Raw genomic sequence first — 15,819 nt, 5'->3', positions numbered from 1 at the left:
CCATTTTACTTTTGTTATTTAACTTAAATGATTTAACGTTCAGCTAATTCAACACTTAATCAAGAATCACCGGTGCGCCTTGTGTCCATGGACCACCAGCATCGATAATTGCTTTTTGAAGTGCAGGAACTGCGTCTTCTTGTAGCGCCTTAATACGTTTAGTCGCCGAATCAATTCCTTCAAGCGCAAATGCAAACTGGTCACGGTGCTGTTGAGTCGGCCCATAAGATGAGCGCATGCCTGACATCGCATAACCTAATCGACTGCTGACATTTGCAGGTTTAGTGCCTTTGCGGTTGCGAGATTCAAGACCGTATAACGATTTGTTGATCTCATTAATTTCAGTTTGAATGGATGCGTAGCTTACTTCTAATGCAGACACGTCACCCGGCGTGCGATCGATTGCTGTACGCAATGCTTCAACAGCTTTAGTCACTTCGTCAAGTACAGCATTTGCTGCAGAAGCACGTCTTTGAGCAGTAGCTACATCTTTACCAAACGTAAATGCTTCAGATGGTGATGAACTTGGTAAGGCGTGTTCAAAAATTGCTTTTAATTCAAACTCTACTGGCTCTGCAAGTTGCGTAATTGTTGTACCAACGCGATTAAATAACGTCGCCGTATATTTACCTGGCGCAGCCATTAAACCACCACGAGAACGTTGTGATTTAGTAATAGCATTGGCACTTGCGTATGACATATCCCAAGTTACGCGATGTAAACCTTTCTTGGTTTTACCTGTAACACGATTAACAAAGTTGCCATCGGCATCTTTTATCTCAATATATACAGCTGGCTTAGCTTCTTGATTTTCAGCTTCAATTGCTTCCCAAGAAGGGTACTTAGGATACTTCTTATCCTTAACCATTTTCTTCTCTTTGGCTTGACGCTTTTGTTTAGCTGTTTGCAAACTATCTTTTAGGAAGTAAGTTAACGTAGCGCCATGTTCAGGATTTTTCGCAGCAAAACGGTCATCACCATCTGTTCTTGCGTGGCTTCTGTCTATACGGAACCATTTAACAGGACGACTTGGTGCAAACAGTAATGCGTCTTCTTGCAAAGATTTAGCGGTTAATTGACGAAGTGGAGCGTAATCATCAAGGATGTATATACCACGGCCAAAAGTACCAGCAACTAAATCATTTTCACGGCGTTGAATTTTCACATCGCGCGTTGAAATAGTTGGCATGCCGCCATTAAGCTCAAGCCATTTATCGCCGCCATCAACGGTGAAGAATATGCCAAACTCTGTACCTAAGAACATTAAGTCTTTATTTACGTGATCTTGTACGATACGCCAAACTAAGTGTTTCTCAGGTAAGCTATCGGCTAAAGAAGTCCACTTCTTACCTAAGTTTGTTGACTTAATTAAGTAAGGTTTGAAATCACCATATTTATGGTTATCTAAGGCAACATAAACGATATCGCGATCATATAAGTCAGCACGAATGTCATTAACATAAGCTGTCGCAGGCACGCCTTTTACTTTAGCTAGATCGATTTTTTTCCAGTTCTTACCACCGTCAGTTGTTACTTGAATTAAACCATCGTCAGTACCAACCCAAAGTACGTCTGGGTCAACAGGGCTTTCAGAGAAGTTAGCAATAGTGTGGTAGTTAGACATTGCATAAATATCCCAACCCGCTTCTACTGACCACGTTCGCCCCATCATTGGCATATGCATGCGATTGCCGTCTTTGGTTAAGTCGCCTGAGATTGCTGTCCAGCTATCGCCGCGATCGTCTGAGCGCCAAACACGTTGTGACGCGTGGTAAATACGTTTTGGATCATGGGCAGATACATTGATTGGTGCATCCCAGTTGTATCGCTCAGCAGGATCGCCTGGCAATGGCTGTGGTTTTACATAAACATTTTCACGCGTTTTTAAATCGTGACGCATCAAGTTACCTTGTTGCCATTGAGAATACATAATGTCTGGGTTACCTGGCTCAACTGCGGGTTGATGACCGTCACCGCCTAGCGTTAAGTACCAATCTTTATTTTTAATACCTTCTGCTCTGCGTGTTTGTGATGGACCACCTTGTGTCGAGTTGTCCTGAGCGCCAGCATATACGTTGTAAAATGGTGTAGCGTCATCAGGTGCTACTTTATAGAACTGTGTTAGCGGTAGGTTGGCAATATAACGCCAGTTTTCCATGCGGTCATGAGACATGTAAATACCACCATCAGAACCGATTAATACAAAATCAGGATCTGTTGGATGGAAGGCGAAAGCGTGATCATCTACGTGTTTACGTTTAGTGCTAATTGGTGTCCACGTTTTACCACCATCGTTAGACACTTTACTGTAGTTACTTGCAATATAAACACGGTCAAATTGATGCAGATCGGCAAAAATTTCTTGATAGTAGTGAGGGCCTGTACCGCCACCAACTTCGTCAGACATCTTTGTCCAACTTTGGCCGCGATTTTCAGAGCGGTAGAAACCACCTTTACGGTTGTCTATTTCAATGGTTGCATAAACGACATCAGGGTTAGTTGGCGAGATAGCCATACCAATTTTACCCATGTTGCCTGACGGTAAACCGGTTTTTAACTCTGTCCATGTTTCACCACCATCATCTGATGTGTGAATACCTGAACCTGGGCCTGTACCCACGTATGATGCTACGGTGCGTTGGCGTGACCACGTTGCAGCATAAAGTTTGTTAGGGTTACGAGGATCGATAAGTAGCGAGGTTACGCCTGTCCATTTATCAGCAGTTTTTAACACTTGCTTCCAGGTTTCACCGCCGTCAGTGGTTTTATATAAACCGCGCTCGCCACCACTTGTCCAAAGTGGACCTTGTGCAGAAACCCAAACAGTATTTGAGTCAGTAGGGTGGATAATAATGTCTGAAATACGCTCTGATTCACTCAGCCCCATATTCTTCCATGTTTTACCACCATCTAAAGACTTGTATACGCCGTCACCAAAACTGATGTGACGACCACCATTGTTTTCACCAGTACCTACCCAAACAATATTCGAATTGTTTGGATCAATAGTTACATCACCTGTTGAGTATACTTTTTGTTTATCAAATATTGGCTCCCATGTGGTACCAGCGTTTTCTGTTTTCCAAACGCCGCCAGAAGCAACCGCTGTATACCATGTAGAAGGGTTATTTTGATCAACAGCAATATCAGAAATACGACCTGACATATAAGCAGGACCAATATTACGCATTTTCAGCGCATCGAAGGTGCTACTTTTTAACATTGATTTATCGTCGTCAGCGAGTAAAGCTGAGCTTGAGAGTAATACGGATGCAGCCAGTGCAACCTTAAATAGTGATTTCATTTTGCCACCGCAAATAATTGTTATTTTGTTCCGATTACGACAATAGATTGTGGTGAATATCTAATCAAGTACTAATGCGTTCAACGAACATAAATAAGAGATAAGTGTGATAGTGTTACATTTGTTGATCTAAAGGTGGTTGTGCAACGTAGCAAGGTTACGATTAGTAAACATAACATTGTGGCTACAAGGGTAAACATGACGTACTCATTAGATGAACAGTCGCGTATCATTGAAATGGCTTGGGAAGATAGAACACCATTTGAAGCGATAGCGTTATTGTATGGTTTGAATGAAGGAGAGCTTATTACCTTTATGAGGCAAGTGTTGAAGCCTAAATCATTTTTCCGTTGGCGCAAAAGAGTGTCAGGGCGCAAGACGAAACACGTTGCATTAAGAGGGAATAATGTTTCTCGCTCCCATTGCCCTAGCCAATATAAATTTTCATCGGCAAATAAAAAGTGATAGGGTCACTTTCATTGAGCGCTATGCTATTACCGCTTTAATATGTCAATTACTGCATCGAACAATTTGATGATTTTGATTGGCCCTTCTGGGTAGAAACCTCTCACAAGTTGTCGATATTATTCAGATAATGTTGAGCCCGGTTTAGTATGTCAGACTGAGCCTCTACGTTTAGTTTCTGCCAGTTTCTATAGACCATTGCCTGTCTTGGGTTTGATGAAAATAACGGTTGATGCTTGTTCATGAAGTACCAATACAGGCTATTTAATGGGCATGCATTTTCTGTAGACTTTTCCTTTACTGAATAAAAACACTGGGGGCAATAATCACTCATTTTGTTCACGTAGTTACCACTAGCCGCGTATGCTTTTGAAGCTATCAGGCCACCATCAGCAAATTGACTCATTCCTCGCGTATTGGGCAGTTCTACCCACTCAATGGCATCGACATAAATGCCTAAATACCATGTGTCTACTTGCTGGGGTGCTATGCCTGCGATTAGACAAAAATTCCCAGTGATCATTAATCTTTGGATGTGATGTGCATAGCCAAATTCAAGTGATTGGCTAATGGCATGATGTAGACAGTTCATTTTGGTATCTGCAGTCCAAAACCAATCAGGCAAGTTGTTTTTAGCGTTTAAATGGTTCTTTGTTGTATAGTGCGGCATATTGGCCCAATACATTCCCCTGATAAATTCTCGCCACCCTATGATTTGACGAATAAACCCTTCTACTTGTTCAATGCTGACATCAGCGTTTTTTTGGTAATGGTCTAAAACTGTATTGACTACATGTTGTGGCGAAAGCATTTTACTATTTAATGAGAACGATAGCCTTGCATGATACAAACTCCACTGTTTTCTTGTGATGGCATCGTCAGCTTTGTGGGTCATTGCATCTTGAAAAGTACCAAATTTTGATAGTAAATTTTTACAAAAATAATGCAGCAATTCATTGCTCTGCTGTCGATTAATTGGCCACAAAAGTTCATTTGAGCTTTTTCCGATTGTCTTAATATTATGACGTTCAATACGCTCGTTAATCTCCTTTACGTTATTCGAAAATATTAGAGGTAATGGAATACTTGATAAGTCTTGTTTTTTTAGCTTCTGACGATTTTTCTGATCAAAATTCCATTGTCCGTTAGCAGGCTGATCATTCTCATCGACTAAAATATTGAAGCGTTTTCGCATGTATCGATAGAAAAACTCCATTCTATGGCTTGTATTCGCCTTAAAATGTTTACTCAATTCTTCATGAGGTAATAGAAAGTGATAACTATCAACACACTCCGTTTTGATTTTACTTTTGCTTAGACCAACGCAAAACTCCTTTAGTTGCACTGAAAGCCGGTACTCATCGGGTTGCTGGTACTCAAATTGTGTTGTGTGGCTGCCTATATAGTTTTGCAATAAATCAGTTAAGTCTTCGAATTGAGCTGTGTCATCTAGCGTTAGGTAGATAACTTGATGACCACGAGAGGTGAGTGCTTGAGCAAAGTTTGCCATTGCAGAAAAAAAAGCTTGGATTTTCTGAATGTGGTGTTTGGCATAGGTAGCTTCTTGATGAAGCTCTGCAACAATATAAGTACAGTTTTTATCTACTTCTTGAAACCAAGGGTGAGCGGCATTAAGTTGATCACCCAGAATCAGTCGAAGTTTTTCAGTGCGGTTGTACATTGACGATATCTCTACTTTTATTTCGTTGGCAACGTTTTGAGCAATAAACGACATGTTGCCAATCTCGTTGCCACTTTTTTCGCCAGTTGAACTCTTTTGAGCATATTGGGCATGTTTTTAAAGGAAGTGTATTTTTTCCTCTGGCTTTAGGCTCTCTATCTCGATTCATCAAAGGTGCAACGCTTACTGGGTTTCTAATGGCCAGCCAGCAATATCAACCGAATCAAGAGGCAGCGTGTTTTCATAGCCACCCCAACATGAGGTAAATTCGCCATCTTTATCATAAAGTTCTGCTTGCTTGGTTATATTGAATTTCCTACCACCTCTAGGATCTTTGCCCACACCTGCAATATATTGCCAATTTCCCCAATTGCTTGCGACGTCATAATCGATTAAATGTTTTTCGAAATACTTTGCACCAAAGCGCCAATCAAGGTGGAGCTCATTGACAAAGCAACTAGCGACAATTTGCCTTCCCCGATTCGACATAAAGCCAGTTCTATTTAACTGATTCATCAAGGCGTTTACGAGAGGGTATGGCGTGTTTCCTGAGCACCATTTGGCGTAACGTTCAGGGTAGAAGCTTGTTTTTGGTGCAGAGTTACTCAATCCTTTAAACGTAAAAAGCTGAACACCTTGTTCAACAGCGCTCCACTGAAAGTATTCTCTCCAGAGAAGTTCGAATTTTAGCCAGTATGTCGAATCATTCTGTTCATATTCTTTTTCATAACGAACAATCCCTTGCCATACTTGGCGAGGGCTTAAACTACCATTTGCTAACCAAGGGCTAAAAAGTGAGGTTCTTCTATAGCCATGAAGATCGTTTCGTGTTTGTTTGTAATGACTGATAGCACCCGATGCAAAGTACTCTTTTAAGTGTTTGAGTCCTGATTGACACCCGCCAATAATCTCTTGATTGTTGGCTCTTATAGATAGAGGTTGGCTAGTCTCATAAAGAGAGTCGATATAAGAGATAGTGATGTCGCTTTCATTCAACCAAGCCTTATCGTTTAAGCATTGAGTATTTTCTATTGCCGAGTTATCTAATTTTTCTATTACCGCACTTGCCTCTAGCGTTTTCTTAAACGCAGAAAAGCTCTTATTGACGCCACCAATGTCTTGAATCAATGTTTGGTCGAACAAGGTATGGCTCCAATGATCTTTAAACATGATGTTAGGAAGTGCTTTTCTAATCGCTGAAATTTGCTTGGATTCATTAAAGCCAACTGGATTAGAAAAGCATAATGAGCTAATTTTTAACTTTTTTGCTAAAGCCGGAAGTAATTCAGTAGGGTTTCCTATCACGATTAGCAACGGTACTCCGTACTCTGATAGTGAAGCTTTTAGCTGGCAAAGAGATTGTTTTAAGAATAGCCATCGGGCCTTTCCCATAGCCGACTCGCTAGTCGTTATCCAATTTGGGTTAACAAAGTAACATGCATATCGAGGAGCATCGCTTGCGAGGAAGCCATCGAGTATTTTGTTATCGCTGATACGTAAATCTTGTGTAAACCAATATAGCGCTGCCATTTTTCGTCACCTAAATAGAGTTATAGAACACAGGTGTTATTCGTTAAACATTCCTTTTATTCTTATACGCTTAGTTTTGCTATTTTGATCCTTCAAGCATGGTAAATTTTTTTAGGTAGGTTGGTCCGTTACTTTTTCAATTAACTGCCTATGGCAAAATTTAGATTATTGTCACGTTTTTCTTCAGGATAAGATAAACTCTCTTTCTAAAAATTTATTAAAGAATAAAGCTGGGCAAAATATGAAGTTTATTGTTGTTATTTTATTGGTGGTTATTGCATATGTTGCTTTTCAACGTAGCACGAATAATAAAGAGCTTGTTGAAGAAAATCAGCGTTTAGCGACTGCGTTCCTCAATAAAAATGTTACTGAAGAGGGTGTCATTGAGACGGCTTCGGGCCTGCAATATAAGGTATTGCAAAAAGGTGATGGAGAGCAGCACCCAACAGCAACAGATAAAGTGCAAGTTCATTATCACGGTACCTTATTAAATGGCACCGTATTCGACAGCTCTGTTGACCGAGGCGAGCCAATTAGTTTTGGACTAAATCAAGTGATCTCAGGTTGGACTGAAGGTGTGCAGAAAATGGTGGTTGGCGATAAAGTACGTCTGTTTATTCCAGCCAAACTCGCTTATGGAAATAAAGGTGCAGGCAAAGTAACACCAGGATCATTACTTATTTTTGATGTTGAGTTATTAGCGATTCACTAACCTTTAGGCAGTCATTGTAAGCATGAAAAGTACGAACGCAGATAAGCTTGTTATTCTCGATTTTGAAACCACTGGGCTGTCGCCTTTGCAAGGAGATAGGGCGATTGAGATTGGCGCAGTAAAAATAGAGCAGGGCAAAATCCATTCTCGTTTTCAAGCGTTAATGAACCCCGGGCGCCCTATCAATGCGTTTATTGAAAACTACACTGGTATTTCAAATCAAATGTTGCGAACAGCTCAGTCAAATGAGGTAGTGATGCAAGATTTTGCCGACTTTATTGAGGATCATCACCTAATTGCCCACAACGCGTCTTTTGACCAAAAGTTTCTAGATGCAGAGTTGTCGTTGATTAATCGAAACTACAATGGCGAATTTGGTTGTTCCTTATTGCTATCGAGAAGGCTCTATCAGGATGCACCTAATCATAAACTCGGGACGTTAGTTCGATACAAAAATATTGCCGCCGATGGTAATTACCATAGAGCGCTTTTTGATGCCGAAATGACGACGCAATTATGGTTAGCCATGCTAGATGATATAAAAATCAAAACTGGATTGACTGAGGTACCATTTTCACTTGTTAAAAAGTTATCGAAAACGCCTAAAGCACAAATTGACAAGCTGCTTAGCGAGCAATAGTAGATGTCTATATCCCATCAACGACTTGATAGGTTTTTAGTTGTTAATACCGATTTGAGCAAACGCGAGATAAAACTAAAGCTTGCTCAAGGGAAAGTGCTGGTTGACGATCATATTGTGAATGATGGAAGTGTAATCATCCATTTTTTTTCACAAATATCCCTCGATGGTGTTTCGATACAAGATAACCAACCTCATTACATCATGCTTCACAAGCCTGTTGGTGTAGTATGTGCCACTAAGGATGATAAGCACATTACAGTGATAGATTTAATCCGAGATAACTATGGTGATGAAATCGCAAACAGCTTACATATTGTTGGACGATTAGATTTAAATACCTCAGGGCTTGTGCTGTTAACAAACGATAGTCGTTGGTCAAGTAGAGTTACCTCGCCAGAGAAAAAAATAGAAAAACACTATCGCGTTACGTTAGAAAATCCAATTTCAACTGACTATATTGCGGCGTTTCAACAAGGTATGTATTTTGACTATGAAGGCATCACAACTAAGCCTGCTAAGCTTTCAATAGTGTCGAGTCATGTCGCTCATGTCATGCTAACAGAAGGTCGTTATCATCAAATTAAGCGTATGTTTGGTCGCTTTAGAAACCCTGTTGTTGGTTTACACCGCTATGCAGTAGGGAACTTAGTTTTAGCGGATAGCCTAGCGTTAGGTGCAAGTCGTGACCTAACAAAGGAAGAAGTGGCTTTAATTTTTTTAATGATTCATTGATAATACTCATGTGATAAAAAGGGCTCCCATTGGAGCCCTTTGTCATCTGTTCAGGGATGAATGATTTTAAGGGGTATAAACTACATTTAAGTCAACACCATTTGCTGCAGAATAGCCATATATGCCGATATGCCATGTGCCAGAGGCAGGGTTGTTAAATGAACACGACTCATTGTTGCCGCTTTTATAAGGGCGACAATCGTATTGAGATGATGTTGGTTGGCTGCCTTGTCTGATGTAAAGATCTGCATCACCTGTACCACCACTCATCGTAAAGTCTAATGATGACATACCCGTCGGAATATCGATTGTATAATACTGCCACTGTCTTCGAGATACACTAATATCAGTTACAGAAGAACTGCCACCTGTAGCACCGCCACCACCTGTGCTAGGTTCAGTAAACGAGCCCGTTAAGCTAACACCATTAAACGCACTATAAGCGACAACTTTTACATAGTATGTGCCTGCTTGAACATTAGATATTGGACAGCTTTCTACATTACCATTTTTATATGGGCGGCAATCGTAGCTGCTTGATGTTGGTGCCGAGCCAAACTTAACGTATAAATCTGCGTCACCTGTACCACCAGTCATGTCAAATGTAAGATCTGTCGCTCCCGATGGTACTTCCATCGTGAAACTTAGCTCAGTACTTGATGCTAAATTAGTTTTTGCTACACCATTTTCTAACGTGTTACCTGTTACTGGTGGCTCTGTCGTTCCGCTACAAGATGCTGCTAATGCATCAGATGCTGCTTTTGCTTGAACCAAGCCGTAACCTGTTTTGTCGTCTCGCCCTGCTGTGTCTAAATCAATTGCTGTATTTTTTAGTGCGTTACGTACTTCAGTTGCACTACAGCTAATATTGTTACTCCAAACTAGTGCCGCAACGCCTGCTACATGTGGTGTTGCCATCGACGTACCATTGTAATAAGCATAGTCTTGTGAACCGTTTATGGTTACAGTTGCAGTGCTACCTAATTGTGTCATTAGTTGTTGACCAAGCGCTCTATCAACAGACACTGTCGGTACGGTAACATCAGCATTTGCATCGACTAAAAATGGATTTTGCAAACCTGGGCGTTCGTTATTACCGTATACGATAACAGCGGCAGCACCTGCGTCTGCACAAGCTTTTGCAGGGTTTATCTCAGGGTAATTACTACCTTTTTGATTATCATTACGCTCAGCTAAACAAATATTGCCATTTACGTTATTACAGCTGTAACTGCTGCCTGATATGGTACAGCTAGCCAATTCACCACTTGCGTTTCCGTTGATATTGTTCACAACAAAGCTACTACCACTTTGCACATAGCGCGTTTGTGGAACAACAAAGTCATTACCGTAAGTTGTCGACCCTAAGCTGATAAAGCCTAATCGACCGTCGCCTGCTACTGTAGATAAGACTGCTTCACCTGGTGCTGAAATTTCGACTTGGCTGGTGTATTGAGAAAATTCAGCATGTTGATTATTACTATCTAACGCACCTACAGCCATGACTGAGTCATAGGAAGCTGGATATGAAAGCGTTGAATTACCGTCATTACCAGAAGCTGCTATAAGTAATACATCCTGATTCGCAGCAGCTTGGAGCGCATTTCTTTCTGTATTTGATGAGCCGGCGCCACCTAAACTCATATTGATGACTTTAGAACCATTGTTTACACAGCTATCTACGGCATCAGATAAATCACCTGAATAACCCCAGCCACTTTCATTAAATACCTTAATTATATGAAGGTTTACATTTGTGTTTGGCATAACACCTACAACACCTTCACTATTATTAACACCAGCAATTGTTCCAGCAACATGTGTACCATGCGACCCACCCGCTTGATACCAGTTACCTGTTCCTGAATTATTAGTACCTGATGCATTATTCGCATTTAAGTCCGGGTTAGATTGTTGATATCCTGAGTCAATAATACAAACCGTCATATTGGCTGCATCATTATCAGACACTTGGTCAGACTGTGTTCTACTGATTCCCCAAGGTTGATTTTGTGCCATTAAAAAACGCTGGTAATCAGGTTCAATTGATTCAACTGAAGGGTGTTTGCGTAATTTTTCAATGAACTTTTCAATATCCTTGATCGAATGCATTTCATCTAAGGCAATAACATGACTATTATTTTTTAGAATTTTTACATGCTTTAAATTTAAACCAATTTTTTTGGCTAAACCTGGAGGCACAACTTTGCCTTGCTTCTTATCTTTGAATGTAATGATCAAGCGATCGGTTTGATCTTGCCTGTCTAATTTTTCCTGTGCTCTCCACTGAGCAAAGTTTGATGTTTGCACATTACTTTCTTCAGCTTGTTTTAGCTGGTTTTGTGGTGCCGCATTTGCGGTGGCACTTGCTAATGCTAATGAGGTTGTTAATACACTTAGCATTAACCGTTGATTATTTTTCATCTGACAGTATCTCCATCGTAATTGTACTTTTAGCTACAACATTACGTTGTAGGTTGGTACTTATAATTGTGTTTTTTGCTGTTTTTGATTGCTCAAAACAGCGACTATCAGGTTGCGGGGTTTGATGGATTCTTCCTAGTAAATTTAAGACACAATTTATAAAAAAAACGACAGGAATAAATTAAAGTTTTCTGATAAGTGATTGTTTTAAAATGAGATGCTTTAGATGTGTCGTTTTTGTACTAAATCCTGTCGCATTTCTACTAGGGGTCCCTTTGGTAGCTGATAGTATCGAATCAAGGGAGGCGAAAAGCCAATATCGCATGCACGACAAAGTGCTTACAAAAACATGTCAAAAAGTTAAATCACAACCTAAAAACACATAGAAAAATACAAAGTGATTTACTTTAGAGAGAGGTATAAAAATGAAAATGACTAAGCTTACAACAACGGCATTAGCAACCGCTTTAACACTCGCTTTTTCAGCACAAGCTGCTGATGATAGATACATCATTAAAGTTGATGAAAGTAAAAAAGGCGTTGTTAAAGCGCTTGCAAAACAACTTGGTGGTGAATTAAAAGTTGATGGTAATGGCTTTTTTGCAGCATCTTTTACAGGCAAGAGCCTTAGTGACGTTAAAGGGTTATTGAACAACCCTCATGTACAAGTTATTGAAGAAGACCATCGTCGCATACCTTTCTCTGCATATAGTGATGATCTAGGTAATGCAATGGTGGAGCAGCTGACACCTTACGCGTTATATCAATCGGAGGCTAACCAAGTTTCTTTTGCAGCCAATGCCGGTATGAAAGTTTGTGTAATTGATTCTGGATTAGATCGCTCTAACCAAGATTTTGTTTGGGGAAATATTACTGGTGACAACGATTCAGGTACCGGAAACTGGGACGAACATGGTGGCCCTCATGGCACTCACGTAGCTGGTACAATTGGTGCTGCAGATAATAATGTTGGTGTTGTGGGTATGGCACCTGGTGTTGATATGCACATTATCAAAGTATTTAACGCTGAAGGTTGGGGATATTCATCTGATCTTGCACATGCAGCAGATAAATGTGCTGATGCGGGAGCAAATATTATTAGTATGAGCCTTGGTGGTGGCGGTGCTAATAGTACTGAAGAAAACGCCTTTAAATCATTTACAGAGGCTGGTGGTTTAGTGTTGGCTGCAGCAGGTAATGACGGAAATTCTGTTCGCTCATATCCAGCAGGTTACTCTTCAGTCATGATGATTGGTGCTAATGATAACAACAACGATATTGCGGACTTCTCGCAATTTCCTAGCTGTGAAGTGACTACAGGACGTGGCAAAAACCGAACAACGATTACCGATGAAACTATTTGTGTAGAAGTTACAGCCGGCGGTGTAGATACATTGTCAACATACCCTGCAGGAATGGCGACAAGTTCATCTATGAGTGCTGATGGTCAAGCCTTTGCATCTTCGTCAATGGAAAATGCCGGTAACATTTCTGGTTCTGTTTACTTTATGGGAACAGCTGAAACAGTCGATTCGAGTGCCAATGGTAATATTTGTGTGATAGATCGTGGTGCTATCTCTTTCTATGACAAAGTGCTTAATTGTGAAAACTCTGGTGGGGTTGGCGCAATTATCGTAAACAACGAAGCTGGCATGTTATTTGGTACATTAGGTGATGCTAACGCAACGTCAATTCCTGCCGTTGGTGCTGCATTCGAAGATAGAAGCGCGTTAATTTCTGCGAGTAATGCAACGATTAATATTGGTACAAGTGATTATGGTTTTATGAGCGGCACATCGATGGCCACGCCTGCTGTATCAGGTATCGCTGCTTTAGTGTGGTCTAACCATAATGGCTGTAGTGGTACTGACATTCGAGAGGCATTAAAAGCGACAGCGCAAGATAACGGTGCTGCTGGCAATGATGTCTATTTTGGCTACGGTATTGTGAAAGCAAAAGCCGCTCATGATTACTTAACCGCTAATGGATGTGGCGGCGGTGTAACTCCTCCTCCTTCTGGTGACATTTCCTTAGATACAGCTACAGGTCGTGCAAAAGGAAGAAATTACGTAGATTTAAGTTGGACTGGTGCATCTACAGCTAGTGTTGACATCTTTCGTAATGGTTCTCTACTAAGAACAACAACTAATGACGGTAGTTACCGAGATAGCTTTAAGTCTTCAGGCACTTTGACATATAAAGTATGCGACCAAGACTCGACAAATTGCTCTGCTGAAGTAACCGTAAACTTATAAATTTACGGAGTTAATAAGTACTTTATGTAGTTCCTTTAAAGTACTTTTATCCAGTCCACTTTGGTGGACTGGATATTTTGTTTTAGGGTATGGCATTTCTTTCTTTAGGAACAGCTATTAAAGCTATTGTGACAAGCGTGTGATGCTTCTTGCGCCACCAAATATGATTTGTTACAAAATATTAACAAATCATGTTAGTATCTTTTCTTAAGTTGAAAGAATAAAACTTATTGCCCTAATGTTTTGAAAATTAAATTAAATTACATTAATAAAGTATTAGGTATAAGGGAGTCCTCATGTTAAACAGACTTACATTTAAACAAGCTGGCCTATATTCACTGGTTGCTGCAGTCGCTTCATCAGTATGGCTTATTAAATCATTTTCTAGCTCTCCTGATGCTATAGATCGTGATTCATATATTGTAAAAAGTCATGATACGGCGTTGTTACAACAAACGATGGATACGCTTGGTTTAACACCTAGTCACAAGTTAGACATTATAAGTGCAGTTGCCGTTGACTTAACGACTTATGAGCGAGAAAAAATTGCAAAATTAGGTGCTTTTCAAATAACGAAAAATTTCAGTGTTGAGCTTTCTGGCGGTAACGCATGGGGCAAAAGAAAATGGCAACCAAAGGCTGTTGTCCCTTCTTATATCGATGCTGATTATGCTCATATGACTAGAAATTTTGGTGATGGCGTAACAATCGGTTTTTTAGATACCGGCATTGATGCATTACAAGGCACGTCTTCAGGATTAGGTTTATCAACCGATTTATATGGCTATGACAAGTTTTGGGGAACTTATGATGCAATAAATAACACGATCAGCAACTACAGTAATGAAGAAAGTGGCCATGGAACACATGTAGCAAGTGTCGCTGTTAATGCTGATTATGATGTTTATGGCAATATTTATGGGGTTGCTCCTAATGCAGCTGCAGTCGGTATTAAAGCGTTTGACTCAGACGGAAAAGCAACATACGCGGACGTGATTAGAGGTATTGATTGGGCGATTCAAGTCAAAGATAAAATAAACTTAAGAGTTTTAAATATGTCTTTTGGTGGTCAGCAGCGCTCGTATTACTGGGATGATCCGTTAAACCAAGCGGTTATGAAAGCATGGCAAGAGGGAATTGTTGTTGTTGCATCTGCTGGTAATAACGGCCCAGACCCAATGACCATCGGTGTCCCAGGCAACGTTCCTTATATTATAACTGTTGGTGCAATGACGGATAACTTCACTGAGACCAATGTTCAAGATGACATAATAGCAACCTTCAGTGCTGCTGGCCCAACGCCAGCAGGTTTTGTGAAACCTGAATTGGTGGCTCCAGGTGGTCATGTATCTGGGTTAATGGCATACGACACACAAATTGTGATGCAACACCCAGAGTATCATGATGGAGGAAAGTATTTTGAAATGTCAGGTACGTCACAAGCAGCAGCTGTGGTTTCAGGCGTAGCTGCTTTAATGATATCTCAAGATCCTAGCTTAACGCCTGATGAAGTTAAGTGCCGACTCATTGATAGTGCTCACACCGCTATGACGCCAGAAGGTAAGTTAGCTTATAGTGTCTTTCAACAAGGCTCAGGCCTTGTTAATGCAAAAGATGCGCTTAAAAGTACGGCCTCTGGTTGTGCTAATCAATCACTTGATATTCAAAAAGATTTAGCCGGAGAAAAACATTTCTACGGTCCAGCCAACATCAATGAAGATGGTAACTTTTATGTTGAAGGCCTAGGTGAGGAATATGTTTGGCGTGTCAATGATAGTTCACTATCAGGTGATGCTGTAATTTGGAGACTGAATTATGATGATAATCCAATGGACTGGAGGAATTCAGCTTCTACCGATGCAGTTATCTGGCGTTTAGATTTTGAAACAAACGCTGTGATTTGGCGCTTAAACTTTGAAACTGATGCCGTAATTTGGCGTTTGAACTTAGAAACCGATGCCGTAATTTGGCGCCTAAATCTTGATGATCCTGAGGCCGCTCCAATTAGCATAAATCACTGGGTTGACCCACAATAACATTACGTCAAAAGCCATTGATTGATTCAATGGCTTT

The 15,819-nt window shown here is 40.5% G+C and carries 11 protein-coding genes; 6 read left to right on the top strand and 5 right to left on the bottom strand.

All coding sequences use genetic code 11. The features are described 5' to 3' along the window. Positions 1-55: 55 nt before the first annotated feature. Positions 56-3,304 (bottom strand): WD40/YVTN/BNR-like repeat-containing protein, encoded by a 3,249-nt coding sequence (locus QQK02_RS14505; RefSeq protein ID WP_284208822.1) that lies wholly within the window; start codon positions 3,302-3,304, stop codon positions 56-58. Between the two features lie 198 nt (positions 3,305-3,502). On the opposite strand from QQK02_RS14505, the gene QQK02_RS14500 reads away from it, so the two are divergent. After that, entirely contained in the window at positions 3,503-3,769 is a 267-nt protein-coding gene (locus tag QQK02_RS14500) for a TIGR03643 family protein (protein WP_284208821.1), read from the top strand. 103 nt (positions 3,770-3,872) lie between these two features. Here QQK02_RS14500 and QQK02_RS14495 read toward each other — a convergent pair whose 3' ends face one another. From QQK02_RS14495 to QQK02_RS14485, 3 genes are read right to left on the bottom strand one after another with little or no spacing between them, the layout of a single operon-like run. Continuing rightward, entirely contained in the window at positions 3,873-5,450 is a 1,578-nt protein-coding gene (locus tag QQK02_RS14495) for a cryptochrome/photolyase family protein (protein WP_284208908.1), read from the bottom strand. Beyond that, positions 5,434-5,619, bottom strand: coding sequence for a DUF2256 domain-containing protein (locus QQK02_RS14490; RefSeq protein ID WP_284208820.1), 186 nt, complete (start codon positions 5,617-5,619; stop codon positions 5,434-5,436). The genes QQK02_RS14495 and QQK02_RS14490 overlap by 17 nt, the downstream gene beginning before the upstream one ends. 14 nt (positions 5,620-5,633) lie before the next feature. Continuing rightward, positions 5,634-6,980, bottom strand: coding sequence for a DASH family cryptochrome (locus QQK02_RS14485; RefSeq protein ID WP_284208819.1), 1,347 nt, complete (start codon positions 6,978-6,980; stop codon positions 5,634-5,636). Positions 6,981-7,221: 241 nt separating this feature from the next. Between QQK02_RS14485 and QQK02_RS14480 the strand changes: the two genes are divergently transcribed. The 3 genes from QQK02_RS14480 to QQK02_RS14470 are packed head-to-tail and all read left to right on the top strand — an operon-like array spanning position 7,222 to position 9,067. After that, complete coding sequence (locus tag QQK02_RS14480) at positions 7,222-7,692, top strand: FKBP-type peptidyl-prolyl cis-trans isomerase (RefSeq protein WP_284208818.1); 471 nt, start codon at positions 7,222-7,224, stop codon at positions 7,690-7,692. A 22-nt stretch (positions 7,693-7,714) separates the two neighbouring features. Then, a complete protein-coding gene (locus QQK02_RS14475; protein ID WP_284208817.1) occupies positions 7,715-8,332 on the top strand; it encodes a 3'-5' exonuclease in 618 nt (205 codons plus the stop codon). A gap of 3 nt (positions 8,333-8,335) precedes the next feature. Beyond that, entirely contained in the window at positions 8,336-9,067 is a 732-nt protein-coding gene (locus QQK02_RS14470; RefSeq protein ID WP_284208816.1) for a 16S rRNA pseudouridine(516) synthase, read from the top strand. Between the two features lie 66 nt (positions 9,068-9,133). Here QQK02_RS14470 and QQK02_RS14465 read toward each other — a convergent pair whose 3' ends face one another. Beyond that, the gene (locus tag QQK02_RS14465) at positions 9,134-11,491 is read right to left on the bottom strand and encodes a S8 family serine peptidase (RefSeq protein WP_284208814.1); all 2,358 of its coding nucleotides are present in this window, start codon (positions 11,489-11,491) and stop codon (positions 9,134-9,136) included. A 425-nt stretch (positions 11,492-11,916) separates the two neighbouring features. Here QQK02_RS14465 and QQK02_RS14460 point away from each other — a divergent pair, with 425 nt between their 5' ends. After that, complete coding sequence (locus QQK02_RS14460) at positions 11,917-13,746, top strand: S8 family serine peptidase (RefSeq protein WP_284208813.1); 1,830 nt, start codon at positions 11,917-11,919, stop codon at positions 13,744-13,746. Between the two features lie 296 nt (positions 13,747-14,042). Beyond that, entirely contained in the window at positions 14,043-15,782 is a 1,740-nt protein-coding gene (locus tag QQK02_RS14455; RefSeq protein WP_284208812.1) for a S8 family peptidase, read from the top strand. Positions 15,783-15,819: the final 37 nt, after the last annotated feature.

This window comes from Thalassotalea eurytherma, from assembly GCF_030161415.1.
GTDB classification, from domain to species: domain Bacteria; phylum Pseudomonadota; class Gammaproteobacteria; order Enterobacterales; family Alteromonadaceae; genus Thalassotalea_G; species Thalassotalea_G eurytherma.
This window is presented reverse-complemented; position numbering and strand designations above follow the sequence as displayed.